General features: G+C 62.8%; 23 protein-coding genes and 1 pseudogene. 11 read left to right on the top strand and 13 right to left on the bottom strand.

Going from position 1 to position 25,503, the window contains the following annotated elements; all coding sequences use genetic code 11:
* Nucleotides 1-30 precede the first annotated feature (30 nt).
* Entirely contained in the window at nt 31-1,512 is a 1,482-nt protein-coding gene (gene xylB, locus SB772_RS15195; protein ID WP_410834066.1) for a xylulokinase, read from the bottom strand.
* A 229-nt stretch (nt 1,513-1,741) separates the two neighbouring features.
* Complete coding sequence (gene dalD, locus SB772_RS15190) at nt 1,742-3,154, bottom strand: D-arabinitol 4-dehydrogenase (RefSeq protein ID WP_410834065.1); 1,413 nt, start codon at nt 3,152-3,154, stop codon at nt 1,742-1,744.
* Nucleotides 3,155-3,513: 359 nt separating this feature from the next.
* Between dalD and SB772_RS15185 the strand changes: the two genes are divergently transcribed.
* The 7 genes from SB772_RS15185 (at nt 3,514) to SB772_RS15155 (ending at nt 11,610) form a co-directional block, all read left to right on the top strand.
* A complete protein-coding gene (locus SB772_RS15185; protein WP_410834064.1) occupies nt 3,514-4,494 on the top strand; it encodes an AraC family transcriptional regulator in 981 nt (326 codons plus the stop codon).
* Nucleotides 4,495-4,615: 121 nt separating this feature from the next.
* Nucleotides 4,616-5,554: a substrate-binding domain-containing protein gene (locus SB772_RS15180; protein WP_410834063.1), complete on the top strand. Its 939-nt coding sequence runs from the start codon at nt 4,616-4,618 to the stop codon at nt 5,552-5,554.
* A gap of 60 nt (nt 5,555-5,614) precedes the next feature.
* Entirely contained in the window at nt 5,615-7,135 is a 1,521-nt protein-coding gene (locus tag SB772_RS15175; RefSeq protein ID WP_410834062.1) for a sugar ABC transporter ATP-binding protein, read from the top strand.
* Nucleotides 7,122-8,156: an ABC transporter permease gene (locus SB772_RS15170; RefSeq protein ID WP_410834061.1), complete on the top strand. Its 1,035-nt coding sequence runs from the start codon at nt 7,122-7,124 to the stop codon at nt 8,154-8,156. Before SB772_RS15175 ends, SB772_RS15170 begins: the two co-directional genes overlap by 14 nt.
* Before the next feature lie 37 nt (nt 8,157-8,193).
* Nucleotides 8,194-9,294: an alcohol dehydrogenase catalytic domain-containing protein gene (locus tag SB772_RS15165; RefSeq protein ID WP_410834060.1), complete on the top strand. Its 1,101-nt coding sequence runs from the start codon at nt 8,194-8,196 to the stop codon at nt 9,292-9,294.
* Nucleotides 9,295-9,331: 37 nt separating this feature from the next.
* A complete protein-coding gene (locus SB772_RS15160; protein ID WP_410834059.1) occupies nt 9,332-10,876 on the top strand; it encodes an FGGY-family carbohydrate kinase in 1,545 nt (514 codons plus the stop codon).
* On the top strand, nt 10,873-11,610 hold the full coding sequence (locus SB772_RS15155) for an SDR family oxidoreductase (protein ID WP_410834058.1): 738 nt from the start codon (nt 10,873-10,875) through the stop codon (nt 11,608-11,610). Before SB772_RS15160 ends, SB772_RS15155 begins: the two co-directional genes overlap by 4 nt.
* A gap of 62 nt (nt 11,611-11,672) precedes the next feature.
* Here the strand turns inward: SB772_RS15155 and kynA are convergent, their stop codons facing one another.
* From kynA to kynB, 3 genes are all read right to left on the bottom strand, one after another.
* Nucleotides 11,673-12,614 (bottom strand): tryptophan 2,3-dioxygenase, encoded by a 942-nt coding sequence (kynA, locus tag SB772_RS15150; RefSeq protein WP_410834057.1) that lies wholly within the window; start codon nt 12,612-12,614, stop codon nt 11,673-11,675.
* A 10-nt stretch (nt 12,615-12,624) separates the two neighbouring features.
* Nucleotides 12,625-13,875 (bottom strand): kynureninase, encoded by a 1,251-nt coding sequence (gene kynU, locus SB772_RS15145; protein WP_410834056.1) that lies wholly within the window; start codon nt 13,873-13,875, stop codon nt 12,625-12,627.
* Nucleotides 13,876-13,943: 68 nt separating this feature from the next.
* A complete protein-coding gene (gene kynB, locus SB772_RS15140) occupies nt 13,944-14,582 on the bottom strand; it encodes an arylformamidase (protein ID WP_410834055.1) in 639 nt (212 codons plus the stop codon).
* 130 nt (nt 14,583-14,712) lie between these two features.
* On the opposite strand from kynB, the gene SB772_RS15135 reads away from it, so the two are divergent.
* Nucleotides 14,713-15,222, top strand: a complete 510-nt coding sequence (locus tag SB772_RS15135) for an Lrp/AsnC family transcriptional regulator (protein ID WP_341314438.1) — start codon at nt 14,713-14,715, stop codon at nt 15,220-15,222.
* A gap of 45 nt (nt 15,223-15,267) precedes the next feature.
* Here SB772_RS15135 and SB772_RS15130 read toward each other — a convergent pair whose 3' ends face one another.
* Nucleotides 15,268-15,777: a flavin reductase family protein gene (locus SB772_RS15130; protein WP_410834054.1), complete on the bottom strand. Its 510-nt coding sequence runs from the start codon at nt 15,775-15,777 to the stop codon at nt 15,268-15,270.
* A 293-nt stretch (nt 15,778-16,070) separates the two neighbouring features.
* On the opposite strand from SB772_RS15130, the gene msrA reads away from it, so the two are divergent.
* Nucleotides 16,071-16,619 (top strand): peptide-methionine (S)-S-oxide reductase MsrA, encoded by a 549-nt coding sequence (msrA, locus tag SB772_RS15125; RefSeq protein ID WP_410834053.1) that lies wholly within the window; start codon nt 16,071-16,073, stop codon nt 16,617-16,619.
* A 98-nt stretch (nt 16,620-16,717) separates the two neighbouring features.
* On the opposite strand, the gene SB772_RS15120 is transcribed toward msrA, so the two are convergent.
* From SB772_RS15120 to pdxH, 3 genes are all read right to left on the bottom strand, one after another.
* The gene (locus tag SB772_RS15120; RefSeq protein ID WP_410834052.1) at nt 16,718-17,965 is read right to left on the bottom strand and encodes a DUF72 domain-containing protein; all 1,248 of its coding nucleotides are present in this window, start codon (nt 17,963-17,965) and stop codon (nt 16,718-16,720) included.
* Between the two features lie 84 nt (nt 17,966-18,049).
* Entirely contained in the window at nt 18,050-19,264 is a 1,215-nt protein-coding gene (locus SB772_RS15115) for a class I SAM-dependent methyltransferase (protein ID WP_410834051.1), read from the bottom strand.
* 149 nt (nt 19,265-19,413) lie between these two features.
* Complete coding sequence (gene pdxH / locus SB772_RS15110) at nt 19,414-20,055, bottom strand: pyridoxamine 5'-phosphate oxidase (RefSeq protein ID WP_410834050.1); 642 nt, start codon at nt 20,053-20,055, stop codon at nt 19,414-19,416.
* A 202-nt stretch (nt 20,056-20,257) separates the two neighbouring features.
* On the opposite strand from pdxH, the gene tcdA reads away from it, so the two are divergent.
* Nucleotides 20,258-21,112, top strand: a complete 855-nt coding sequence (gene tcdA, locus SB772_RS15105) for a tRNA cyclic N6-threonylcarbamoyladenosine(37) synthase TcdA (RefSeq protein ID WP_410834049.1) — start codon at nt 20,258-20,260, stop codon at nt 21,110-21,112.
* Nucleotides 21,113-21,265: 153 nt separating this feature from the next.
* Here tcdA and trxA read toward each other — a convergent pair whose 3' ends face one another.
* The gene (gene trxA / locus SB772_RS15100) at nt 21,266-22,114 is read right to left on the bottom strand and encodes a thioredoxin (protein WP_410834048.1); all 849 of its coding nucleotides are present in this window, start codon (nt 22,112-22,114) and stop codon (nt 21,266-21,268) included.
* 72 nt (nt 22,115-22,186) lie between these two features.
* A complete protein-coding gene (locus tag SB772_RS15095; RefSeq protein WP_410834047.1) occupies nt 22,187-23,062 on the bottom strand; it encodes a pirin family protein in 876 nt (291 codons plus the stop codon).
* A gap of 110 nt (nt 23,063-23,172) precedes the next feature.
* Here SB772_RS15095 and SB772_RS15090 point away from each other — a divergent pair.
* Nucleotides 23,173-23,274, top strand: a pseudogene (locus tag SB772_RS15090) (O-acetylserine/cysteine exporter); the annotation flags it as partial.
* An 85-nt stretch (nt 23,275-23,359) separates the two neighbouring features.
* Here SB772_RS15090 and SB772_RS15085 read toward each other — a convergent pair.
* Together SB772_RS15085 and tsaE are read right to left on the bottom strand one after the other, a co-directional pair.
* On the bottom strand, nt 23,360-24,931 hold the full coding sequence (locus tag SB772_RS15085; protein WP_410834046.1) for an N-acetylmuramoyl-L-alanine amidase: 1,572 nt from the start codon (nt 24,929-24,931) through the stop codon (nt 23,360-23,362).
* Complete coding sequence (gene tsaE, locus SB772_RS15080; protein WP_410834045.1) at nt 24,913-25,497, bottom strand: tRNA (adenosine(37)-N6)-threonylcarbamoyltransferase complex ATPase subunit type 1 TsaE; 585 nt, start codon at nt 25,495-25,497, stop codon at nt 24,913-24,915. The genes SB772_RS15085 and tsaE overlap by 19 nt, the downstream gene beginning before the upstream one ends.
* Nucleotides 25,498-25,503: the final 6 nt, after the last annotated feature.

The raw sequence follows: 25,503 nt of genomic DNA, 5'->3' as shown, positions 1-25,503 counted from the left end.
CAACGCGAGCACCGGCTATGGTTTGCCGGGTTAGGCGAGCGGCTGCCGCGCCGGGTCGAACAGCGGTCGCACGTGACGGTAGAGCGCGCGATACGCTGCGAGGCGCGTGCGTAATTCGGCATGCCGTTGCGGGTTCGGCGTGAACTCCTTTTCGATCGGCGGTTTGGTCAGCACCTTGGCGGGGTCGCCGCCGGCTGCCAGCCAGCCAAGGCGAGCCGCGCCCAGCGCCGCGCCGGTTTCGCCACCGCCGTGCTTGCGGGTGGCGGTGTCGAGCGCATCGGCGAGCAGTTGGGCCCAGTAGTCGCTGCGTGCGCCGCCGCCGAGCAGCGAGAGTGCCTTCGCCTCAGTGCCGGCCGCGCGCAACGCGTCGAGGCCGTCGGTCAACGCGAGCGTGACGCCTTCGAGCACCGCATAGCCGAGCAGCGCGCGATCGGTGGCGTGGTTCATGCCGAAGAACACGCCTTGCGCATACGGATCGTTATGCGGCGTGCGTTCGCCCGAGAGATACGGCAGGAATAGCGGCGCGGTGTTCAACGCGGCGGGCGCGAGCGCCTCGATTTCGGCGAGCAGCGTCGGTTCGTCGGTGGAGGTGAGCTTGCAGACCCAGCGCAGACAACTCGCCGCCGACAGCACCACGCTCATCTGATGCCAGCGATCCGGAATCGCGTGGCAGAACGCGTGCACCGCGGAGGCCGGATTCGGCCTGAAACTATCGCCGACCACGCACAGCACGCCCGACGTGCCGAGCGACACGAAGCCGTCGCCCGGTTGCGTCGCGCCGATGCCGATCGCGCTGGTCGCATTGTCGCCGCCGCCGGCCGCGACGATCACGCCGTCGCTCAGGCCGAATTCGCGTGCCACTTCGGGCAGCAGGGTGCCGGACGGCTCGCTGCCTTCGCACAACCGCGGCATCTGCGCGCGCTTCATGTCGCAGGCGGCGAGCAGCGAATCGGACCAGTCGCGTTTGGCGACGTCGAGCCACAACGTGCCGGCCGCATCCGATGGATCGGAGACCTTGCCGCCGGTCAGCTGCAGACGCAGGTAATCCTTCGGCAGCAGCACCCAGGCGGTTTGCGCGAAGATTTCCGGTTCATGACGGGCGACCCATAGCAGCTTCGGCGCGGTGAACCCCGGCATCGCCAGATTGCCCGCGACGCTGTGCAGTTCCGGTGCGCGCTCGGTCAGTTCCCCGCACTCCTTGTCGCTGCGCATGTCGTTCCACAGGATCGCGGGCCGCAGCACGCGGTCTTGCGCGTCGAGCAGCACGGCGCCGTGCATCTGCCCCGAGAGGCCGATGCCGCGGATCTGCGCGAATTCGTCGGGATGGCTGGCGCGCAAGGCCGCTAATGCCGTGCGCGTGCCGGCCCACCAGTCGGCGGGATTCTGTTCGGCCCAGCGCTGATGCGGGCGCGAAACGGTAAAGGGTGAGCCTGCGGTGCCGATCACGCGTCCATCGGAGGCGAGCAGCAGGACTTTCACTTCGGACGTGCCGAGGTCGATGCCAAGATACATGGGCGCGGAACCTTCGTCGTTGGAGATGCGCTACTTTAGCCGTACATGGCGAGCGGTGCCATGCGCATTAAGCCTGGCAGCGTGGTGAGTCGATGCGGCGCCAGCCACGGCGCTGGTCGCGGCGCTAACCGCCGCGTGACCGCCGTATTTGCCGCATAACCGCCGTATTCGCCGTATTCGCCGCATGAGCAGCATGAGCAGCGTGAGCGGCATGAGCCGCCGCGCTGAATCAAGCCGCGCCGCGTTTGCCGAGCCATACGTCGACGCGCGCCAATGCGCCCGCCAACACCGATTCCAGTTCGGGCGTCTGCGCCATGCTGCCCCACAGCAGCCGGTCCGCGGCAAATGCCTGCAACGGATCGGGCGCCGCGAAAAAGCCACGCGCGACGCGCTCGTCCATCACGCCATCCTGATACGCATATGGCAGCTTGCCGGCCTGCCAGCGGTCGAGGAAGCGGAAGAACAACGCCGGCAGCATCGCAGTCGCCGCCGGTGTGACGCCGCGCTCGAAGCATTCGGCGAGCGTCGGCGCGATAAAGCCGGGCAGTTTCGAAAAGCCGTCCGCGGCGACGCGTTGGTTGGTGTCCTGGATATACGGATTGCTGAAGCGTTCGAGCACCACGTCGCGATAGCGTTCGAGATCGAGCGGACTCGGGGTGAGACACGGAATCACGTCTTCGCTCACGTAATCGAAGGCGAATTGGCAGATGTCCGGGTCCAGCGTGCCTTCGTGGATGTAGTTCAGTCCGACCAGCGTGCCCGCCCACGCGATGCAGCTATGCGTCGCGTTGAGAATACGGATCTTGGCTTCCTCGTAGGGCACCACCGAGTCGACCAGTTCCGCGCCGACTTTTTCCCAGGCCGGACGTCCGGCAATAAACCGGTCTTCGATCACCCATTGGATGAATGCCTCGCCCATCACCGGGCACGCGTCGTCCACACCGGTAGCGGCTTTGACACGCTCGCCCACGTCCGGGGTGGGGCGCGGCGTAATGCGATCGACCATCGAGCTGGGGCACAGGGTGTTGTCGTCGAACCATTGCGCCAGTGCTTGCGCGCCGCGCCGTTCGAGAAACTCGCTCATCCCCGCGTGAAAACGCTCGCCGTTGCTGCGCAGGTTGTCGCAGGTTTGCAGCGTGACCGGACCGGCGCCGCGTTTCATGCGCGCATCGAGAATCGCCGCGAGCGCGCCGTAAATCGTGGTGTGGCCGCCTTTCAGATCGGCCGCGAGATCGGCGTTGGCGGTGTCGAGTGCGTCCCGTTCGTCGAGGTAATAGCCACCCTCGGTGACGGTGAACGCGATGATCTTGCAGGCCGGATCGGCGCCGGCCTCGATCAGCGCATCGAGGCTCTCGGACCACGGCACCACGCGCTCGATCGAACGAATCGTCTCGTACGCGCGTTCGCCCTGCGGCGTGACGGTCTCGAGCGTATAGACGCCTTTTTGTGCTGCAAGCGCATCGAGTACCGCGTTCATGTCGCTGCGAATATTGCCGACCGTCAGCGACCAATGCGGTTCGCCGGCCGGCTGCGCCTCGTTCAATCGATGGAGGTACCACGCCTGATGCGCGCGATGGAACGATCCCGCGCCGATGTGCAGGATCACGTGTGCGGCCGCGCCGCTGCCTTGTCCGCCGTTCATGTGCGTCTCCTGAATGTCCTTGATCGCACGGCTCGGTGCGTGCGTTTTTTCTTGGGTGGAGCATTTGCTCTATCTGTGAGCGAATGATCGTACCGCTTGAAACGAAAGTCAAGGCGACGTGAACGGCTTTTCGTGGCGCAGCGCGGCGTGACGGGGGTTTCCGGTGGCCTGGGCGGTCGGGCAACGCGTGATGGGCCGCGTCTGAGCAAGCCTGTTGCATTGCGTCAAATTTGACTTCAAGCGCGCCAGGAATAACCCGAATGCAAAAAAGTATCGGTCCGCGGCTTCATTTTTAGTGGCGGACGACGCGTGAGAAGTCTACTTTTCGCTATACAAGAAGGGAGCAGGAGGAGAACGCGATGCAACCCGATCTCGAAATCGTTGCCGTCCGCCGCGACGAATCGTTCAAAGTGTGGTCGCACGGCTATCCGTATCGCACGGTGCGCTGGCACTTTCATCCCGAATACGAAATCCATCTGATCGTGGCGACGACCGGCAAGATGTTCGTCGGCGACCATATCAGCGGCTTTGCGCCCGGCAACCTGGTGTTGATGGGCCCGAACCTGCCGCATAACTGGGTCAGCGACGTGCCGGAAGGCGAAACCATCGCGCAGCGCAATCTGGTTGTGCAATTCAGCCAGGAATTCGTGTCGGGCTGTCTGGAAAGTTTTCCGGAATGGCGTCAGGTCGAAGCACTGCTCGCCGATTCGCGCCGCGGCGTGTCGTTCGGCGCGCAAACGAGCGCGGCGATCCAGCCGCTATTTCTCGAATTGCTGATGGCGCGCGGGTTGCGCCGTCTCGTGCTGTTCATGTCGATGCTGGAAATACTGATGAACGCGGAGGATCGCGAGACGCTCGCGAGCCCTGCGTACCAGGCCGATCCTACGGGCTTCGCGTCGACCCGCATCAATCACGCGTTGTCGTATATCGGCAAGAATCTCTCGGGCGAGTTGCGCGAGTCGGATCTGGCGCAGCTCGCCGGGCAGAGCGTCAGTGCGTTTTCGCGTTACTTTCGCCGTCATACCGGGCTGCCGTTCGTGCAGTACGTGAACCGGATGCGCATCAATCTCGCGTGCCAGTTGCTCACGGACGACGACCTGAGCGTGACCGATATCTGCTTCAAGGCCGGTTTTAACAACCTGTCGAATTTCAATCGACAGTTCCTCGCGGTCAAGGGCATGGCGCCCTCGAAGTTTCGCCGCTATCAGCAACTGAACGACGCGAGCCGCGGCGCTTCCGAAGAAGCGGCGGCACGCGGCGGGGGCATCGACGATGCCCCCGCGATCGTGCCGGCGCCAGGTTTGCCTCGCACCGTAGCCGCCGCTTATCCACCGACGTAGCGATACGCAGCCCCGCCCAGGCAATAAGCCGAAGCGTTTCATTTCACCCGCGTTTCAACACGCATCGCGCTGTTCACGACAGCGTGACGGGCGTGCTCACTTTCAAATAACGGAGACAACCATGACGCAATTCCAGTTCACTTCGAAGCAGGCATCGTTGAAGGCATTCGCGACGCTCGCGCTCGGCCTGTCGTTCATCGCCGCGCCTGCCGCACAAGCCACGCCGTTGAAAATCGGCATGACATTCCAGGAGCTGAACAACCCGTACTTCGTGACGATGCAAAAGGCGTTGAACGACGCGGCGGGATCGATGGGCGCAACGGTGGTCGTCACCGACGCGCATCACGACGTCAGCAAACAGGTCAGCGACGTCGAAGACATGCTGCAAAAGAAGATCGACATCCTGCTTGTGAATCCGACCGATTCGACCGGCATTCAGTCGGCGGTGAGCTCGGCGAAGAAGGCGGGCGTGGTGGTGGTGGCGGTCGATGCGAACGCAAACGGTCCGGTCGATTCGTTCGTCGGCTCGAAAAACTTCGACGCGGGGCAGATGGCGTGCGAGTACCTGGCGAAGTCGATTGGCGGCAGCGGCGAAGTGGCGATTCTCGACGGCATTCCGGTCGTGCCGATTCTCGAACGCGTGCGCGGCTGCAAGGCGGCGCTCGCGAAAGTGCCGGGCGTGAAACTCGTCGATACGCAGAACGGCAAGCAGGAACGCGCGACGGCACTGTCCGTCACCGAGAACATGATCCAGGCGCATCCGAATCTGAAGGGCGTGTTCAGCGTGAACGACGGCGGCTCGATGGGTGCGCTCTCGGCGATCGAAGCGTCGGGCAAGGATATCAAGCTCACCAGTGTCGACGGTGCGCCGGAAGCGATTGCCGCGATCCAGAAACCGAATTCGAAGTTCGTCGAAACCTCCGCGCAGTTCCCGGCTGACCAGGTGCGCATCGCGCTCGGCGTCGCACTGGCGAAGAAGTGGGGCGCCAATGTGCCGAAAGCGATTCCCGTCGACGTGAAGATGGTCGACAAGAGCAATGCGAAGGGCTTCAGCTGGTAAGCCGGGTGCGAGTTGCTGCGCTCTTGCGGAGTGCAGCAGTTCGCCGCAGAGGAGGACCCGATGGACACGATTCTCAAACTCGACCAGATCACTAAAAGCTTTCCCGGCGCGAAGGCGCTGCAAGCGATTCACCTGGAGATTGCGCGCGGCGAGATTCACGCATTGCTCGGCGAAAACGGCGCGGGCAAATCGACGCTGATGAAAATCCTGTGCGGCATCTATCAGCCGGACGAAGGCACCATCACGATTGACGGCCAGGTGCGCCACTTCACGAACTATCACGATGCGGTCGCTGCGGGCGTCGGCATCGTGTTTCAGGAGTTCAGCCTGATTCCGTATCTGAACGCGGTGGAGAATATGTTTCTCGGCCGCGAGTTGAAGAACGGTTTGGGTCTGCTCGAACGCGGCAAGATGCGGCGCGCGGCAGCGGCGATTTTCGAGCGGCTCGGCGTAGCGATCGATCTGTCGGTGCCGATTCGCGAATTATCGGTCGCGCAGCAGCAGTTCGTCGAAATCGGCAAGGCGCTGTCGCTGGAAGCGCGCATTCTGATTCTGGATGAGCCGACCGCAACGCTCACGCCCGCGGAAGCCGAGCATCTGTTCGCGATCATGCGCGATCTGAAACAGCAGGGCGTTGCGATGATTTTCATCTCGCATCACCTCGAAGAGATTTTCGAGGTGTGCGACCGCATTACGGTGCTGCGCGACGGCCAGTACGTAGGCATGACCGAGGTCGCGCAATCCGATGTGGGCCGCCTGGTCGAGATGATGGTGGGGCGCCGCATCGAGAGCAGTTTTCCGCCGAAGCCGCCGTTGCGCGCCGATGCGAAGACCGTGCTCGAAGTCGACAAGCTGCAATTGCTCAAAGACAGCCCGGTGCTGAGTTTCACGCTGCGCGAAGGCGAGATTCTCGGCTTTGCCGGACTGGTCGGTTCGGGCCGCACGGAAACCGCGCTGGCCGTGATCGGCGCGGACCCGGCTTACGTGAAGGAAATCCGCATCAACGGAGCGGCCGCGAAGCTATCCGATCCCGCCGACGCGCTGCGAGCCGGCGTCGGCATCCTGCCCGAAAGCCGCAAGACCGAAGGCCTGATCACCGATTTCTCGATCAGGCAGAACATCTCGATCAACAACCTCGGCAAGTACCGCTCGCTGCGTTTCTTCATCGACCGGCGCAGCGAAGCGCGCGCGACCGCCGACATCATGAAGCGCGTCGGCGTCAAGGCGCCGACGATGCATACCGAGGTCGCCACGCTCTCAGGCGGCAATCAGCAGAAGGTGGTGATCGCGCGCTGGCTGAATCACCACACCAACATCCTGATCTTCGACGAACCGACGCGGGGCATTGACGTCGGCGCCAAAGCCGAAATCTATCTGCTGATGCGCGAACTCACCGCGCGCGGCTACTCGATCATCATGATCTCGTCCGAGTTGCCGGAGATCGTCGGCATGTGCGACCGCGTCGCCGTGTTCCGGCAGGGCCGCATCGAGGCGCTGCTCGAAGGCGACGAGATCGATTCGAACGCCGTGATGACCTATGCAACAGCCGGCACCCGTGGAGCAGCACATGAACATGCATAACCCTTCTTCTACGCCGAAAACCCGGACCGCTAGTGGCGACGCCCCGAAGGAAGTCCCGCTGGGGCACACGCCGGGCGCTCCACCGCGTCTTACATGGACCGCTTTGAAACGCTCGACGCTGTTTTATCCGTTCATCGGCTTGCTGGTGGTTTGCATCGTGATGGTGTTCGCAAGCGACAGTTTTCTCTCCGGCGCGAATCTGGAGAACGTGCTGCGCCAGGTGTCGATCAACGCGATCATCGCCGTCGGTATGACCTGCGTGATCTTGACCGGCGGGATCGATCTGTCGGTTGGGTCGGTGATGGCGCTAGCAGGTACGCTTTCCGCCGGCTTGATGGTTGCGGGCATGAACGCGGTGGCGGCGCTTGCGATCGGCGTCGCGGTCGGTTTGGGCTTCGGTGCGGCAAATGGCTTCTTCGTCGCATTCGCCGGCATGCCGCCGATCATCGTCACACTCGCGACGATGGGTATCGCACGCGGTCTCGCACTGATCTACACCGGCGGCTACCCGATCGACGGTTTGCCTGACTGGGTCAGCTTCTTCGGCAGCGGCAAGATTCTCGGCATCCAGGCGCCGGTCGTGATCATGCTGGTGATCTACACGATCGCGTGGGTGTTGCTCGAACGCATGCCGTTCGGACGCTACGTGTACGCGATCGGCGGCAACGAGCAGGCGACGCGTCTGTCGGGTGTGCGCGTGGCGCTCGTGAAGCTGATCGTCTATACGCTTGCCGGGTTGACTTCAGCTTTCGCCGCCATCGTGTTGACCGCGCGCTTGATGAGCGGCCAGCCGAACGCGGGCGTCGGCTTCGAGCTCGACGCCATCGCCGCGGTGGTGATGGGTGGGACCTCGATCTCCGGCGGGCGCGGCTCGATCATCGGCACGTTGATTGGCGCGCTGCTGCTCGGCGTGCTGAACAACGGCCTGAACATGGTCGGCGTGAATCCTTACGTGCAGAACGTGATCAAGGGCGGAATTATTCTGCTCGCGATTTACATCAGTCGCGATCGCAGAAAGTGACGCTTATCCGACTTCCTCTTTTTAGCAGGATCATGCAATGACGAACCACAACGACTCGCAAACCGATCAGCAGAACATGACCGCCATCGTCTGTCACGCGCCGAAAGACTATCGCGTCGAGCGGGTAACGAGGCCTCATGCTCGCGCCCGTGAACTGGTGATTCGCATCGCCGCATGCGGCATCTGCGCGAGCGATTGCAAATGCCATTCAGGCGCGAAGATGTTTTGGGGCGGCCCAAGTCCGTGGGTTAAAGCGCCGGTGATTCCGGGCCACGAGTTTTTCGGTTTCGTCGAGGAAATCGGCGAAGGCGCGGCCGACCATTTCGGCGTGAAAATCGGCGACCGCGTGATCGCCGAGCAGATCGTGCCGTGCGGCAAGTGCCGCTATTGCAAATCCGGTCAGTACTGGATGTGCGAGGTGCACAACATCTTCGGCTTTCAGCGCGAAGTTGCGGACGGCGGCATGGCCGAGTACATGCGCATTCCGCCGACCGCGATCGTCCACCGGATCCCCGACGGCATCTCGCTCGAAGACGCCGCGATCATCGAGCCGCTGGCGTGTGCGATTCACACGGTGAACCGCGGCGACCTGCAACTCGATGACGTGGTGGTGATCGCGGGCGCCGGGCCGCTCGGTCTGATGATGACGCAAATCGCGCATCTGAAGACGCCGAAGAAACTGGTCGTGATCGATCTGGTGGAAGAGCGCCTTGCGCTCGCGCGCGAATACGGCGCCGACGTGACGATCAATCCGAAACAGGACGACGCGTTGGCGATCGTCCATTCGCTGACGGAAGGCTACGGTTGCGACGTGTACATCGAAACGACCGGTGCGCCGATCGGCGTCAACCAGGGCATGGACCTGATTCGCAAGCTCGGGCGTTTCGTCGAGTTTTCGGTGTTCGGCGCGGAGACGACGCTGGACTGGTCGGTGATCGGCGACCGCAAGGAACTCGACGTGCGCGGCGCGCATCTCGGGCCATACTGTTATCCGATCGCGATCGATCTGCTGGCGCGTGGGCTCGTGACGTCGAAGGGCATTGTCACGCATGGCTTTTCGCTGGAAGAATGGGACGAGGCGATCAAGGTCGCGAACTCGCTCGATTCGATCAAGGTATTGATGAAGCCGCGTGCCTGAGCGTTCGCGGGACAAGCGGCACATAAACGGAGACTGTATGAACTACGTCATCGGCGTCGATATCGGCACGCAGAGCACCAAAGCGCTGCTGGTCGATCAGCACGGCGCGATCGTCGCGCAGCATGCGTCGGGCTATCAGCCGGATACGCCCAGGCCGCTATGGGCTGAACAGTGGCCGGCGGTGTGGTTGAAGGCGGTGGCGGAGTGCATCGCTGCGTGCGTGGAGAAAGCGAAAACGGCGGGCGTCGCGGCGAGGTCGATCAAGGCGGTGTGCGTGAGCAGCCTGTACGGCGGCTCCGGCATTCCAGTCGACAGCGACATGCGGCCGCTCTATCCGTGTCTGATCTGGATGGACCGGCGTGCCACCGACCAGGTCGAATGGGTGCGCAACAACGTCGATCTCGAACGCCTTCATAGGATTACCGGCAATGGCGTGGACAGCTATTACGGCTACACGAAGATGCTGTGGCTGCGCGATCACGAGCCGGATGTGTGGGCGCATACGCGCTATTTCCTGCCGCCCAATGCGTACGTGATCTACATGCTGACCGGCGAGGTTGCCGTCGACCATAGTTCGGCGGGCAACATCGGCGGCATCTACGACATCGCGAAGCGCGACTGGTCCGACGAAGCGCTCGACATGCTCGGCATTCCCGCGACGATGATGCCGGAGCGGCTGGTGGAATCGTCGGACGTGGTGGGCGGATTGCTGTCGCAGTGGACCGAACAGCTGGGACTGGAAGCGGACACGGCGATCGTCGCGGGCGGCGTCGACGCGGCGGTGGCGACGTTCGCCGCGGGCGTCACGCGTGCGGGGCAGCACGTCGCGATGATCGGCACGAGTATGTGCTGGGGCTATATCAATCAGAGCGTCGATGCGCGGCATGGTTTGATCAGCATGCCGCATGTGTTCAACGGGCAGCGCGACATCTATATTTTCGGCGGCGCGATCACGGCCGGTGCGTCGGTGACCTGGTATCGCGAGCAGTTCTGTCACGCGGAGACTGAAGCCGCACGCGCGACGCCGCAAGGCGATCCGCATCGTTTGCTCGAAGAAGCCGCTTCCAGGATTCCGGCGGGTGCCGACGGCGTGATGTTTTTGCCGTATCTGATGGGCGAGCGCAGTCCTGTATGGGATGCCAGGGCGAGCGGAGCGTTTGTCGGCTTGAGCCTCTTTCACACGCGAGCGCATCTGTATCGAGCGGTTTTGGAAGGCGTGTCGTTTGCACTGAAACACAACATCGAAGCGGGACGCAAAGGCGCGCAAGCGCTGGATGACAAGTTGATCGTGGTGGGAGGCGCCGCGCATTCGGATTTATGGATGCAGATCATTGCGGACGTGACCGGCTATCCGGTGTACACGATCGAGCAGGAAGTGGAAGCGGCGATGGGCGCGGCGTTGCTGGCCGGCGTCGGTGTCGGTCTGGTATCGAACGAAGAAGCGCAGGGTGGGTGGGTGACGCTGATCGAGCGCGCGCAACCTGACGCGGCGCGGATGGCTTTGTACGAGCAGCGGTTCGGCGTTTATACGGATTTGTATCCGGCATTGAAGCCGGTCATGCATCGGTTGCAATCATCATGAATGCTGCTTTTGATTTTTCTGGAAAGTCGATTCTGGTCACGGGTGCATCGAGCGGAATTGGACGGGCGACCGTTGAAATCCTGCGCGCTTCCGGCGCGAGTGTGGTTGCGGCCGCGCGCAACGTGAATGAGTTGGCGCGATTGGCGGAGGAAACGGGCTGCGAGCCGTTGGTGCTGGATGTGAGCGATGAATCCGCCATTGACGATGCATTGAGTTCGCTCGATGCATTCGACGGGCTCGTGAACTGTGCGGGCATTGCTTTGCTCGAGCGCGCGGTTGACACCACGGGTGCTAGTTTTGATCGAGTCATGGCGGTGAATGCGCGGGGAGCCGTGCTGGTTGCCAGGCACGTGGCCCGCGGGATGATTGGCGCCAGGCGCGCTGGCAGTATCGTGAATGTTTCTAGTCAGGCTGCGCTTGTCGCGCTGGATGATCACTTGAGCTATTCGGCTTCCAAGGCGGCGCTCGATGCGATTACGCGGGCGCTTTGTATCGAGCTCGGGCCGTTTGGGATTCGGATTAATAGTGTCAATCCTACGGTTACGCTGACACCTATGGCGGTGCAGGCCTGGAGTGATCCGGCCAAACGGGAGCCCGCTTTGATGGCGATTCCTTTGCAGCGTTTCGCCGAACCTTCTGAAGTGGCGATGCCGGTTTGTTTTTTGCTCAGTGAGGCGGCTTCCATGATTAGTGGGGTTTGTTTGCCGATCGATGGCGGGTATACCGCGAGGTGATGTTTTTTTTGCCTTCGCGGTGTTTTCGTCTGGGCGCCTGCGGCGAGTAGGCAAAAAAGAGCCTACAACATCGTCCTCACGTGCCAAAGCTCAGGAAACAAAACCACATCCAGCATCTTGCGCAGATACGGCGCGCCGCTGGTCCCGCCTGTGCCTTGCTTGAACCCAATAATCCGCTCAACCGTCGTCACATGCCGGAACCGCCACTGGCGAAATGCGTCCTCGAGATCGACGAGCTCCTCGGCCATCTCGTACAGCTCCCAATGCTGCGAAGGATTTCGATAAACCTCCAGCCAGGCCGCTTCGACAGAAGCATCATGAATAGTAGGCTGGGTCCAATCCCGCTCCAACCTGGAGGGCGAAATAGCAAACCCGCGACGAGCCAGCAACCTCACGACCTCGTCATAAAACGAAGGCGCCTCCAGCGAAGCCTTAACCTCGGCAAAAACATCCGCCCGATGCGCGTGCGGCTTCAGCATCTGCTCATTCTTATTGCCCAGCAAAAACTCGATCTGCCGATACTGATAAGACTGGAATCCGGAAGAGCTACCCAGATAAGGCCGCATCGCCGTGTACTCGGACGGCGTCATCGTCGCGAGAACACTCCATGCCTGGACGAGCTGCTCCATGATCCGCGATACGCGAGCGAGCATCTTGAATGCCGGCGGCAACTCATCGCGATGCACCGCCTTCAGCGCAGCGCGCAACTCGTACAACGCGAGCTTCATCCACAGTTCGCTGGTCTGATGCTGGATGATGAACAACATCTCGTTGTGATCCGGCGACAACGGATGCTGCGCATTCAGCACCGTCCCCAGCGACAGATAATCGCCGTAACTCATCGACTCCGAGAAATCGAGTTGCGCGTCGTGCCAGCCATCATCGGAAGCGGAAGCAGCGGCAGCGCCGGCCACCTCAGGCGTCGCCACGCGGCCACGCCCAAACGGACAACCCTGCGCCGGTTTTTCTTCCGGCAGTCCCGGCGTTTGCATGTGATCGGTCATTGCGTGCTCCTCAGGTCACAGCGCCGCGTGCGGCAAATTCAGGTGCCCGCCAGGTCTCTTGCGTCAGCACGTCGCGCAGCGTTTCCACTGCGTCCCACACATCGACAAAGCGCGTGTACAGCGGCGTAAAACCAAACCGCAACACATGAGGCTCGCGATAGTCGCCGATCACGCCACGCGCGATCAGCGCCTGCATCACTTCATAACCGTGCGGATGCTCGAAGCTCGCGTGCGAGCCGCGTTGCGCGTGTTCGCGCGGCGTCACGAGCTTCAAAGAAAACTCGCCGCAACGTGCTTCGACCAGCTCGATAAACAAATCGGTCAACGCGAGCGATTTCGCGCGGATCGCCTGCATGTCGGTTTGCAGGAACACGTCGAGCCCGCATTCGACCAGTGCCATCGACACCATCGGCTGCGTGCCGCACAAGAAGCGGCCAATACCGTCATCGGGTTGATACGCCGGGTCCATTTTGAACGGCGCGCGATGGCCCCACCAACCGGACAGCGGCTGCGCAAACTCGTTCTGGTGACGCTTCGGCACCCATACGAACGCCGGCGAACCCGGGCCGCCATTCAGATACTTATAGGTGCAGCCCACCGCGTAGTCCGCGCCGACACCATTCAGGTCGACCGGCACCGCGCCCGCCGAATGTGCGAGGTCCCACAGCGCGAGCGCACCCTTGTCGTGGATGAGTCTGGTCAGCGCCGCCATGTCGTGCATGTAGCCGGTGCGATAGTTCACGTGCGTGATCATCGCGATCGCGGTGTCATTGCCGATCGCGGCGGGCAGCTCGGACGGATCGTCGACGAGACGCAATTCATAACCGCGGTCGAGCTGTTCGATCAGCCCTTGCGCGATGTACAGGTCGGTCGGGAAATTCGAACGTTCGGAGACGATCACGCGACGCTTCGGATCGCGCGCGTTCGCCAACCGCACGGCAGCCGATAAGAGCTTGAACAGGTTGATCGAAATCGTATCGGTGACGACCACTTCGTTTTCCGCCGCTCCGATCAGCGGCGCGAGCTTGTTGCCAAGGCGGCGCGGCAATTCGAACCAGCCTGCGGTGTTCCAGCTGCGGATCAGGCCTTCGCCCCATTCGGCGGCGATCACGGTCTGCGCGCGTTGAGCGGCGGCAGACGGCGGCACGCCGAGCGAGTTGCCGTCGAGATAAATGGTGGTCGGCGACAGCGCGAACTGGCCGCGCAGCCGAGCGAGCGAGTCGGCGTCATCCAGCGCCAATGCTTCTTCACGGGTGTTCATGATGGTCCAGTCAGAGAGATCAGGGAGTTCGGTGAATGCAGTGATTCAGTTTTGCAGAGCGTCGGCGATCAGTGAGCTTCGGGCAGCGCCCGCAACACGGCGCGCACGGGGCTCGCATCGAGGGTGGTCAGCTTGAGCGGCAGCGCGATCAGTTCGTAGTCGCCGGGCGCAACGGCATCCAGCACGATGCCTTCGAGAATCGCCATGCGATGCTCGCGAATCCGGTGGTGCGCGTCCATCGTCTTCGATTCCTGCGGATCGAGCGACGGCGTGTCGATGCCGATCAGCTTGACGCCACGGGCAGCCAGCAGGTCGATGGTTTCCGGCGCGACCGCGCAGAAAGCGCTGTCCCAGACCGCAGTCGGCGCGCTTTTGTAAGTGCGTAGTAGGACGCGCGGCGGCAGCTCGTCAAGCGAGCCGGTCAGGTGTTGTGGCGTGACAACAGGCGAGGCGCCGATGCAATGAATCACGCGGCAGCGGCCAAGGTAAGCATCGAGCGGCACGAGCCCGATCGCGATGCCTTCGGCGTCATAGTGCAGCGGGGCGTCGGTGTGGGCGCCGGTGTGCGGCGATAGCGTGAGCCGCGCGACGTTGACGGGCGAGCCTGCCTCCATGCGCCATACGCGTTCGATACCGACCGGCGTATCGCCCGGCCAGACGGGCGTCGCGGTATCGACGGCGGGGGTGATGTCCCAGAGTGTCTCCATGTCTCCATCGGCTATGTGTGTCTATCAGGGAATGATAGGCGGCTTGTCGCGAAATGTGATTGCGAAAAAATCTCCTTCTGAGCCGTGTCTTGGAACATAATTTGAGTTAAATGGGAAAGGGAGACCGAATATGAACGCGATCTCGCTCGACGCCACCGATTGCCGTATCTTGACGGTGCTTCAGCAAGAAGGACGGATTAGCAATCTCGACCTGGCGGAGCGCATCTCGCTCTCGCCGTCAGCCTGTCTACGGCGTCTGCGCCTGCTGGAGGAGCAGGGCGTCATCGAGCATTACCGCGCATGTCTGAACCGCGAAGTGCTGGGTTTCGAACTGGAAGCGTTCGTGCAGGTGTCGATGCGCAACGACCAGGAGAACTGGCACGAGCGTTTTGCGGAGGCGGTGCGGGATTGGCCGGAAGTGGTCGGCGCGTTTGTCGTGACCGGCGAGACCCATTATCTGCTGCGGGTGCTCGCGCACAATCTCAAACACTATTCGGATTTCGTGCTGCAACGCCTGTATAAGGCGCCGGGCGTGATGGATATTCGCTCGAATATCGTGCTGCAGACGCTGAAGGAAGATTCGGGTGTACCGGTGTCGCTGGTGAAAAAAACCACCGGCCATAGCGCACAGCATAACTGAGTCCGGGTGCCCGTCGCTTGCCTGTAAAGCGCGGCGGCACCGCAGTCAGATCGATTTGAGTCCGTGGAACTGGCCGTTCTGGAAGATCAGCGGCGCGATTTCCGCGGCATTCTCGTGCACGCCGCAGCGCTCCACCTCGCCGACGAAAATCACGTGATCGCCTTCTTCGTAGCGGCTGCGGTTATGGCATTCGAACCACGCAAGCGCACCGTCGAGCACCGGCATGCCGGTGTCGCCCTGCGCGTGCGATACGCCTTCGAAGCGGTCGCCCTTCACGGTGGCGAAGCGCTTGCACAGGTCGATCTGCGACGCGGCCAGCACGTTGACGACATAATGACTGTTCGCCTGGAACACCGGCATCGACGCCGAGCGCGTCGCGAGGCTCCACAATACCAGCGGCGGATTGAGCGAAACCGAATTAAACGAGCTGGCCGTGATACCGATCAACTGGCCGGATGCCGCGCGCGTTGTAATAACGGTGACGCCTGTAGCGAATTGGCCGAGCGCCTGTTTGAAGGCGGGTTGGTCGAAGTTAGGCGGGCTGGCGCGCTTCATTGGACGAAAGCCTTCGGCGCAAGCCGGGTGAACCCCGGGGTGAATCCATCGCAAGCGTGGCCGGAAACAAATGATTCGAAAGTCATAGTGAAAATCGTCGATTTGTCCCAATTTTAACTGCAATCGCGGCGGACTGGCCGCGACCCGTGCCGTTAAGTGGAAAAACCGCTAAGCTGGAAAGTCTCGATAGTGGCACGAGCGTTGCGGGTAAGCGGGTATTGAGCAGACGTCGGCGGCAAGCCTCAGGCGAACAACCGGCCCCGGCCGGCTATGGGTATCAAGGAGCGAGCAGCATGAGTCAGACAGGCGAAGTCGCCACCCTCGGTGGCGGGTGTTTCTGGTGCCTCGAAGCGGTGTATCTGGGCGTCGAAGGCGTGAACTCGGTGGAATCGGGCTATGCGGGCGGACAGACGCGGCAGCCGACCTATGAGCAGGTCTGCGACGGCGAGACTGGCCATGCGGAAGTGGTGAACGTCGATTTCGATCCGGCGAAGATCGGCTATCGCGAGATTCTCGACATCTTCTTTGCGATTCACGATCCGACCCAGTTGAACCGGCAAGGCAACGACGTCGGCACGCAATACCGCTCGGTGATTTTCACGAACTCCGACGCGCAGCGCGAGACGGCGCTGCAGGCGATTCGTGAGATCGGCGCCGAAGGGATTTACGACGGCCAGATCGTCACCCAGGTGCTGCCGCTCGACGGTAATTACTGGCCGGCCGAGGCGTATCACCAGAACTACTTTGCGCAGCATCCGAACCAGGGGTACTGCTCGTTCGTGGTGGCGCCGAAGGTCGCAAAGTTTCGTCAGAAGTTCGCACATCGGATCAGGGCGAGCTGAGCGGCGCGAATGGCGGCTTAAGTCGACAGATGGCCTGGGCAGTGATGCGGTGAGCCGTTCGTTGCCGGGCTGCCAGCCGCACGCAGGCGGGGTGTCGCTTAGGCGTGCTCGCCGGGCTGGCCGCCTTCGCCACGCTCGTGCGTTTGCCGATCGTGCTCGTGCTCGTGAACGAGGCGCGCGTACGCTTCGATGATCGCGCGCGCCAGTTCCACGCAGCTTAACGGCGCCGAACCCTCCGCCTTGTTGTTGACCGCGATCACTACCGGCTGGCCGGCCAGTGCGTAGCGCGCGGCCAGTTCGGCGAGTGCGGCGCGGGTGGCTGGGTCCTGGTCGACGAGCTGGTTGAACGGCTCGTATTTGGCCTTTGCCTGCTCGTATTTGAAGCCGCTATGCAGACTCCAGCGCACGATCAGCGGCCCGGCCGGCTCGCCGTCGAGCAGTGCGAGTGCTGCCGCCTGGCGCAGCGGATCCGGCATCCGCGCATGAATCCCCACGCAATACCGTACGCCTGCCGTTTTCAGTGTGCGGATGAAGCGCGGCGTCAGCAAGCTCGCGTCGCGGATCTCGATCGCGTAGCAGGTGCCCGCGGGCAGTGTCGGCAACGCCGTCAGGAACTCGGCCAGGCGTTCGATGAACACCGCCGGCTGCGCGAGCATCTGATCCGGCAGCGGCGAGAGCTGGAACACCAGCGCGCCGGCCTTCGCGCGGAGGCCTTCGAGGCAAGGCGTCACGAACTCGTCGATTGCCATTTGCGCATTCAGAAAGCACGGATTCAGCGAGACCGGCTCGCCGCGTTCGGCGCGCACGGTGGCGTCGGTGATCGTCATCGGCGCTTTGACGATGAAGCGGAAGTGCTCGGGCACCTGCTGCGCATAGCGCAAGTATTCGGTGACCGTGAGCGCCTGATAAAACGACCGGTCGATGCTGACGGTGCGTAGCAGCGGATGCGCGCCGTAGGCGGTGAGGCCGTCGCGCGAAAGTTTGCTGTTGCTGTATTCGTCGCCGTAGACGATGCCGTTCCAGCCCGGAAACGACCATGTCGATGTGCCGAGATGGACCTGCGGCGGCAGTTCGGCGGCAAGGGCGAGCAGTTCCGGGGAGGGCGGAGCCGCCACGACGTCGCGCGCGCGGCGTTTTCTCGGGGCGTCGGCAGGGGCTGGCGTGGCGCCGGAGGCGGATTCGGGAGCGGTTTCAGCGGCAGGGGGCGCCGGCTTGTCGCCCGCAGCGGGTTCCACGGGTGCCGTTGCCGGCTCCAGCGGCATCCCAAACAGATCGAACTGCACGGCTGCCTCGCCGTGCCCGGCGTTCAATGCTTGTTCAACTTCGCTCGTCCCGCTCTGGTCCATCGGTGTTCGACCTGCTGTTCAAAGTTTGCGCCGCGGCGGCCGCTCATGTACCTGGACCCGGCACGTCGACGCGGCGCGACCGTATCACGGCTGTTTGTCGTACATATAGCGGCGCGACCACGGCAAGGTTGTCGCGCTGCGGCCGGCTTTGCGGCACACCACCTGGTAGATCGAGACATCATCGTTTTCGAACGCGTATGCGCAGCCGGCGAGATACACGCGCCAGATGCGGAATTTTTCGTCGTCGACCAGCTTGCGGGCTTCTTCCGCATGCGTTTCGAAGTTTTCCGCCCAGATGTTCAACGTGTGCGCATAGTGACGGCGCAGGCTTTCGACGTCAACCGCTTCGAGGCCGCCGCGCTGCATCGCTTCGAGCGCGAGGCTGATATGCGGCAGCTCGCCGTCCGGGAACACGTAGCGGTCGATGAATTCGCCGCCGCCGAGCGCGGTTTCGCCGCTTTCCGCATCGCTCGACGTGATGCCGTGATTCATCGCGATGCCGTCGTCCACCAGCAGATCGCGGATCTTCTCGAAGTAGCCCGGCAGATTTTTGCGTCCGACGTGCTCGAACATCCCGACGCTGGTGATACGGTCGAACTGCCCTTCGACATCGCGATAATCCTGCAGACGAATCTCGATCCTGTCTTCGAGGCCCGCGGCTTTCACGCGCGCCGTGGCGAGGTCGAACTGGTTCTGCGACAGCGTCACGCCGACGCACTTCGAACCGAACTTCGTTGCCGCGCGCAGCACGAGCGCGCCCCAGCCGCAGCCGATATCGAGCAGGCGCTGGCCGGGCTGCAACTGGATCTTGGTGAGGATGTGGTCGATTTTCTTGATCTGCGCGGTGGCGAGATCTTCGTCGCCGTTCTCGAAGTACGCACACGAGTACACCATATTCTCGTCGAGCCACAGCTTGTAGAACTCGTTCGAGACGTCGTAGTGATACTGGATCGCCTTCTTATCCGACGACTTCGAGTGATTGAAGTAGCGCCGCACGCGCGCCAGCTTGCTTGCGCTGGTGACCGTATTGCGCGCGAGCTGATAGCTGACGTTGATGATGTCCGACAGCTTGCCTTCGATGTCGATCTTGCCCTTCACGTACGCCTCGCCAAGATTGTCGAGGCTCGGTTCGAGCAGGTAAGGCAGCGCCGTAGCGCTCTTCACATGCAGCGTGACCTGAGGCGCGGCAAACTGCCCGAAGTCATGCTGCTGGCCGTCCCACAACACAAGGCGTGCTGGCAGGTTCGCCCTGGTTTTTACGTCTTCCACCCACTGCGCCAGCTTTTTCTCCCAGAACATGTGATTTCTCCGTGTCCGTTGAATTAAAGCAAAGCCTGTGTGGACCGCCGCTCACCGCGGCGTGACTCCTATGCCGCGAGGTGGTGCAATCCGCGCCTTCGGGCATGCGGCTTCGTTGGCAGCGTGCTCGAAGACATTGATATTCAGATTCAAGGCGACAGGCGGGCGATGTGCCAGTCGCTGCCTTCGCTTGAACGCGTGTAGAGCAGGCGGTCGTGCAAACGCGACGGACGGCCTTGCCAGAATTCGATCGCTTCGGGTACCAGACGATAGCCGCCCCAATGCGGCGGGCGCGGCGGTTGGTCGCCGTATTGCAGGCTGATTTCGCGTTCGCGTGTTTCGAGTTGCGAGCGGCTTTCAATCACCTGACTTTGATTCGAGGCCCACGCACCGATTCGTGAGCCGAGCGGGCGCGACGCGAAGTATGCGTCGCTTTCTTCCGCGCTGGTCTTGACGACGCGGCCCTCGATCCGCACCTGGCGTTCGAGTTCGATCCAGTAGAACAGCAGGCTCGCGTACGGATTGGCCGCGAGTTCGCGGCCTTTGCGGCTTTCATAGTTGGTGAAGAACACAAAGCCGCGGTCGTCGACGCCCTTGATCAGAACGATGCGCGCCGACGGCCGGCCACGCGAGTCGACCGTGGCCAGGGTCATCGTATTCGGTTCGGGAAGTTGGGCTTCGACCGCTTGCGCAAACCATACGTCGAATTGACGGAATGGGTTGCGGTCGATATCGGCAATGTCCAACGACCCAAGCGAATAATTTTTTCGAAGTTCGGCGAGTGTGGTCATGTTCTTATGTGAACGCTACAGTTCAATCAGTATAGCCAAGGAGCGAATTATTTGCGCGCGACCAGGTCAAGGCGGCGCGCAGTTCGTTCATGCATGCCGCCGTGCACATTGACGCGATCAGGCAAAATACGGGCTGCGAGCGCCCGAGCTGCGTCCACCTTCTGCACCTTCTGTTTTGCCTGCTTTCAACGAGCCTGCCACCATGTCCAGCATCACCACGCAATCTGATCTTACTACCGGCCTCGACGGGAGTGAAACCGCCGACCGCGCGCGGCGCTTCGGCGGCATCGCCCGGCTGTACGGCGCGCCGGCGCTCGCTGCGTTCGAGCAGGCGCACGTTGCGGTGATCGGCATCGGCGGGGTCGGCTCGTGGGTGGCGGAGGCCCTGGCGCGCAGTGCTGTCGGCACGTTGACGCTGATCGATCTCGACAATGTCGCCGAGAGCAACACTAACCGCCAGATCCACGCGCTCGACGGCAACTACGGAAAACCGAAGGTCGAAGCGATGGCTGAACGCATCGCGGCGATCAATCCGTTTTGCGACGTGCGGCTCGTTGAAGACTTTGTCGAACCGGACAATTTCGCGTCGACGCTTGGCGGCGGTTTCGATTACGTGATCGATGCGATCGACAACGTGCGCACGAAAACCGCGTTGATCGCGTGGTGCGTCGAGTACAAGCAGCCGGTGATTACGGTGGGGGGCGCGGGTGGCCAGTTGGACCCCACGCGCATTCGCATCGACGATCTCGCGCTGACGATCCAGGACCCGCTGCTGTCGAAGGTGCGCGCACAGTTGCGCAAACAGCACGGCTTTCCGCGTGGTCCGAAAGCGAAGTTCAAGGTGAGCGCGGTGTATTCAGACGAACCGTTGATCTATCCGGAAGCCGCCGTCTGCGATATCGACGAGGAGGCCGAGCATGTGAGCACTTCGCCGGGTCATACGGGGCCGGTCGGTCTGAACTGTGCGGGGTTTGGTTCGAGCGTATGTGTGACCGCGAGTTTCGGTTTTGCGGCGGCCGCGCATGTGTTGCGGGCGTTGGCGAAGCAGGCGGGGTGAAGTGAGCGGCTCGAAGCGGATCAGGGCGGCGGTTTAAGCGGCAGCAGGTTCAGGCACCGCGCATTGGCCGCGTGGGCCGCCTGAACACGGAGCGGCAGCAGATTCACGCGCGCCGCATTAACCACACGGGCCGCACCTGAGCGCGGTGCAAAATTAAAACAGCGACGCGCTCAGCTTGCGCCGCCACTGCGACACCAGCTCCGGCTGGTGCGCGGCGAGATCGAACACGGACAGCATCGTCTTACGGCCGATATCGTCGCGGAACGTGCGATCGCGTTGCACGATCGCCAGCAGATGTTCAAGCGCGCCCGCGTAATTACGGTGGGCGATCAGCGCGCTAGCGAGATCGAAGCGTGCTTCGAGATCGGCGGGGTCCGCTGCCACACGGGCTTCGAGTGCCTCGGTGGGCGGCAGATCCGAGGCTGCGTCCACGGCGTCGAGGCGGGTCTTGATCGCGTTGAAGCGCGCGTCGATGCCTTGCGTGATTTTCGGCGACAGCAAGTCGACTTCATTGCGGGCTTCGTCGATCCGGTGGTCTTCCAGCAGCAGTTCGATCAGGTCCATGCGCGCTTCGTCGAAGCCGGGATCGAAGGCGAGCGCGGCTTGCAGCGCTTCGTACGCGTCTTCGCGACGGCCTTCGGCGAGCGCGGCCTGCGCTTCCATGCGCGCCACATCCGCGCCTTGCGGCACGAGACGATCGAGAAACTCGCGCAGCTGACCTTCCGGCAGCACGCCGACGAACTGATCGACCGGCCGGCCATCGGCAAATGCCATCACGTGCGGAATGCTGCGCACCTGAAAGTGCGCCGCCAGTTCCTGATTCTCGTCGACATTCACTTTTACCAGCTTCCATTTGCCGGCGGCTTCGGCTTCGAGCTTTTCCAGCATCGGGCCGAGCGTCTTGCAGGGGCCGCACCACGGCGCCCAGAAATCGACCAGCACGGGGGCCAGCGTCGACGCGGTAATGACGTCTTTTTCGAAAGTGGCCAGAGTGGTGTCCATTGCGTCCTCGTCGATAAAACGGATTATTGATCTAGTTGGGGCCGAGCACCGCGAATTCAATGCGCGTTGCGCTCATTTGCGCACGGGCAAAGGAATCCATTCGGTTTCGCCCGGCACCTTGCCCATTTCCTGATTCGTCCAGGCGGTCTTGGCGGCCTCGATCTTTTCCCGCGAACTGGCGACGAAATTCCACTCGATAAAGCGCTCGCCGTCCAGTTTCTCGCCGCCTAGCAGCATGACGCGCGCGCCGTGGGTGCTCGCGAGCGTGACGGTTTCGTCGAGCGCCAGCACGGCCATCTGGCCGGCTTCGAGCGGCGTGCCGTCGATCTCCAGGTCGCCGTCCACCAGGTAGACGCCGCGTTCCTCGTGTTCCGGCTCGAGCGCGAACGCGCCGCCCGGCGCGAATTGCGCGGCGACATAGAGCGTGCCGGAAAATGTCGCGACCGGCGAGGTTTCGCCGAACGCCGTGCCGGCGACCACGCGCAGCGTGACGCCGTTGCGCTCGACCACCGGCAGCGTATCCGCCGCGTGATGGGCGAAGGACGGTTCGGTGTCTTCGTCGGCGAGCGGCAGCGCGACCCACGTCTGGATGCCGTGCATCGTCTGACCGCTCGCGCGGTCTTCGGCCGGCGTGCGCTCGGAATGGACGATGCCGCGGCCGGCGGTCATCCAGTTGACGTCACCGGGGACGATCTTTTGCAACGAGCCGAGGCTGTCGCGATGCATGATCGCGCCTTCGAACAGATACGTGACCGTCGCGAGGCCGATGTGCGGGTGCGGCCGCACGTCGAGGCCGATACCGGGTTCGAGCGTGGCTGGGCCCATGTGGTCGAAGAAGATGAACGGGCCGATCAGGCGCGCCGCCATCGCCGGCAACACGCGGCGCACCGTGAGATTGCCGACGTCGCGCAGATGCGGCTTGAGGACTGCTTTGATCGAAGAGGACATGGACAGGCTCGGCTGGGAATGGTGGCTTGAGGGATTTGCTCAATGAACGATTCTACTGCGGTGCGCCAAATGCTGACGGTTGGCGCGATCCGGCGATCCGGCGATCCGACGTGTCCGAAGCACAAGTTGTCGGCGCGCTGCTGGTGATGGCGGGGCTGGCGGTGAACGTGTTCGGCGGCTGGGTCGTGCAGCGGTTTGCGCCGGCGCGGTGATCGCCTGCGCAGCGGAATGCATTTAAAAAAACGGCCGCATCGAGCGGCCGTTTTTTTATTGCGTGCATAGCGTGATGCGGCGACATCAAGTCATGCGGTTTTTTGCCAGCGGCGGATTCGCCGCGAAATAACGCTTGATGCCGCTCATGATCGCGTCGGCCATCTTGTCGCGATAGGCGTCGTCGTTCAGGCGCCGCTCTTCGTCCGGGTTACTGATGAAGGCGGTTTCGACGAGGATCGACGGAATGTCCGGCGCCTTCAGCACCGCAAACCCCGCCTGTTCGACCGAGCCCTTGTGCAGCTTGTTGATGCCGCCGATTTCCTTCAGCACGAAGTTGCCGTAGCGCATCGAATCGCGAATCTGCGCGGTGGTCGACATATCGAACAGCGCGCGGTTGACGGTCGCATCGGCCGATTTGATGTTGATGCCGCCGATCTGATCCGACGCGTTCTCCTTGTTCGCCATCCAGCGCGCAGCCGCGCTCGATGCGCCGTGCTCGGACAACGCGAACACCGATGAACCCTTCGCTTCGGGCGTGGTGAACGCATCGGCGTGAATCGACACGAACAGGTCCGCGCCGACGCGCCGCGCTTTCTGCACGCGCACGTTGAGCGGCACGAAGAAGTCGGCGTCACGCGTCATCATCGCGCGCATGTTCGGCTGTGCGTCGATCTTCGCGCGCAGCTTCTTTGCGATGTTGAGTGCGACGTGTTTCTCGTACGTACCCGAGCCGCCGATCGCGCCCGGGTCTTCGCCGCCGTGGCCAGGGTCGATCGCGACCGTCAGCAGACGCACGGTGTTGCTCCTGCCGGATTTGGGCGCGGTGAATGCGTAGGTATCGTCGCCGCCGCTGTCGTCGCCACCGCTGTTGCTGCTGTTGCCGCCTTTGTTGCGGGCGATCGCGGTGGGCGGTGTAACTGGCGCTGCCGGCTTGCCCAGGATGGGCGGAGCGGGCACTGGTGTCGGCGTGACGTGCACCGGCGGACGCGGTACGCTGGGCGCGGACCCGCCGCCGCCGTTCTGCGCATAGCGCTCGAAGAACGCTTCGCTGTTGTCGGCGGTTGGCGGCGTGGTGCCGGGGCCGCTCAGCGTGGCGGGCGGCGCGTTGTTTTCATTCAGGCTCTGTTCCTTGCGCTCGGTCTGCGCGAGCAGATCCATCAGCGGATCGGGCGCGACGGCGGGGTACAGGTCGAACACCAGCCGATACTTGTACGCGCCGACCGGCGGCAACGTGAACACCTGCGGCTTTACTGAACCCTTCAGATCGAACACCATCCGCACGACGTGCGGTTGATATTGCCCGACGCGCACCGACTGAATCTGCGGATCGTTCGGGGTGATCTTCGACACCAGATCTTTGAGCGCCTGATCGAGATCGAGGCCGTTCAGATCGACCACCAGCCGGTCCGGGCCCTGCAGCAACTGCTGTGTGTTCTGCAAAGGCTGATCCGATTCGATCGTCACGCGGGTGTAATCCCGCGCCGGCCAGACGCGCACGCCGAGTACCGAACTGGCCCATGCGAGACGCGGGGCGACGAGGCCGAGCATGAGCGTGGACGCGCCCGCGCGCAGAATCTGCCGGCGTCGCCAGTTATGCGTTGCGGTGGCCGCCGATTCGATCGAGCGGAACGGTTTGATCAACATCTTTCGAGACATGCCTTTCCTGATTCGCTGTATGCCCGTGCGACGAGCACCCGGCCGTCGCCCTCGCTGTCCAGTTCGAGCGAGAAGACGAGATCCGGCACGCCGAGGAGCCGCCCCGCGCGTTGCGGCCATTCGACGAGGCAGACTGCGCCGCTGTCGAAGTACTCGCGAAAGCCGGCGTCGGCCCATTCGGCCGGATCGGTGAATCTGTACAGATCGAAGTGATAGAGCGCGAGTTCCCCGGCGGGCCGTTCGAGCACGTAGGGTTCGACGAGTGTGTAAGTGGGACTGCGCACGCGGCCGGTGTGGCCGAGGCCGCGCAAGGTCGCGCGCACGAGCGTGGTTTTGCCGGCGCCGAGATCGCCGCTGAGTTGTACTTGCAGTCCGTGGAATGCACGATCACGCTTGGCGTCCGGCGTCTGCTGCCGCGCCTTTTGCAGCATTCCTCGCACGCTTTCGATCGCCTGCGCGAAACGCGCGCCGAACGCGTTGGTGGCGGCTTCGTCCGCGAGCGCGAAAGAGCGTTCGAGCAGGACGTCGGCGGGCGGTTGGATCGCGAGATCGGAATTGACGGGCATTCTCGT

It is taken from the genome of Paraburkholderia sp. SIMBA_030, assembly GCF_046535245.1.
Taxonomy (GTDB): domain Bacteria; phylum Pseudomonadota; class Gammaproteobacteria; order Burkholderiales; family Burkholderiaceae; genus Paraburkholderia.
This window is presented reverse-complemented; position numbering and strand designations above follow the sequence as displayed.

Bases quoted from the DNA above. Each gene is read 5' to 3' on its own strand.
- xylB (WP_410834066.1), bottom strand. From the start codon at position 1,512: ATGTATCTTGGCATCGACCTCGGCACGTCCGAAGTGAAAGTCCTGCTG.
- dalD (WP_410834065.1), bottom strand. From the start codon at position 3,154: ATGAACGGCGGACAAGGCAGCGGCGCGGCCGCACACGTGATCCTGCAC.
- SB772_RS15185 (WP_410834064.1), top strand. From the start codon at position 3,514: ATGCAACCCGATCTCGAAATCGTTGCCGTCCGCCGCGACGAATCGTTC.
- SB772_RS15180 (WP_410834063.1), top strand. From the start codon at position 4,616: ATGACGCAATTCCAGTTCACTTCGAAGCAGGCATCGTTGAAGGCATTC.
- SB772_RS15175 (WP_410834062.1), top strand. From the start codon at position 5,615: ATGGACACGATTCTCAAACTCGACCAGATCACTAAAAGCTTTCCCGGC.
- SB772_RS15170 (WP_410834061.1), top strand. From the start codon at position 7,122: ATGAACATGCATAACCCTTCTTCTACGCCGAAAACCCGGACCGCTAGT.
- SB772_RS15165 (WP_410834060.1), top strand. From the start codon at position 8,194: ATGACGAACCACAACGACTCGCAAACCGATCAGCAGAACATGACCGCC.
- SB772_RS15160 (WP_410834059.1), top strand. From the start codon at position 9,332: ATGAACTACGTCATCGGCGTCGATATCGGCACGCAGAGCACCAAAGCG.
- SB772_RS15155 (WP_410834058.1), top strand. From the start codon at position 10,873: ATGAATGCTGCTTTTGATTTTTCTGGAAAGTCGATTCTGGTCACGGGT.
- kynA (WP_410834057.1), bottom strand. From the start codon at position 12,614: ATGACCGATCACATGCAAACGCCGGGACTGCCGGAAGAAAAACCGGCG.
- kynU (WP_410834056.1), bottom strand. From the start codon at position 13,875: ATGAACACCCGTGAAGAAGCATTGGCGCTGGATGACGCCGACTCGCTC.
- kynB (WP_410834055.1), bottom strand. From the start codon at position 14,582: ATGGAGACACTCTGGGACATCACCCCCGCCGTCGATACCGCGACGCCC.
- SB772_RS15135 (WP_341314438.1), top strand. From the start codon at position 14,713: ATGAACGCGATCTCGCTCGACGCCACCGATTGCCGTATCTTGACGGTG.
- SB772_RS15130 (WP_410834054.1), bottom strand. From the start codon at position 15,777: ATGAAGCGCGCCAGCCCGCCTAACTTCGACCAACCCGCCTTCAAACAG.
- msrA (WP_410834053.1), top strand. From the start codon at position 16,071: ATGAGTCAGACAGGCGAAGTCGCCACCCTCGGTGGCGGGTGTTTCTGG.
- SB772_RS15120 (WP_410834052.1), bottom strand. From the start codon at position 17,965: ATGGACCAGAGCGGGACGAGCGAAGTTGAACAAGCATTGAACGCCGGG.
- SB772_RS15115 (WP_410834051.1), bottom strand. From the start codon at position 19,264: ATGTTCTGGGAGAAAAAGCTGGCGCAGTGGGTGGAAGACGTAAAAACC.
- pdxH (WP_410834050.1), bottom strand. From the start codon at position 20,055: ATGACCACACTCGCCGAACTTCGAAAAAATTATTCGCTTGGGTCGTTG.
- tcdA (WP_410834049.1), top strand. From the start codon at position 20,258: ATGTCCAGCATCACCACGCAATCTGATCTTACTACCGGCCTCGACGGG.
- trxA (WP_410834048.1), bottom strand. From the start codon at position 22,114: ATGGACACCACTCTGGCCACTTTCGAAAAAGACGTCATTACCGCGTCG.
- SB772_RS15095 (WP_410834047.1), bottom strand. From the start codon at position 23,062: ATGTCCTCTTCGATCAAAGCAGTCCTCAAGCCGCATCTGCGCGACGTC.
- SB772_RS15085 (WP_410834046.1), bottom strand. From the start codon at position 24,931: ATGTCTCGAAAGATGTTGATCAAACCGTTCCGCTCGATCGAATCGGCG.
- tsaE (WP_410834045.1), bottom strand. From the start codon at position 25,497: ATGCCCGTCAATTCCGATCTCGCGATCCAACCGCCCGCCGACGTCCTG.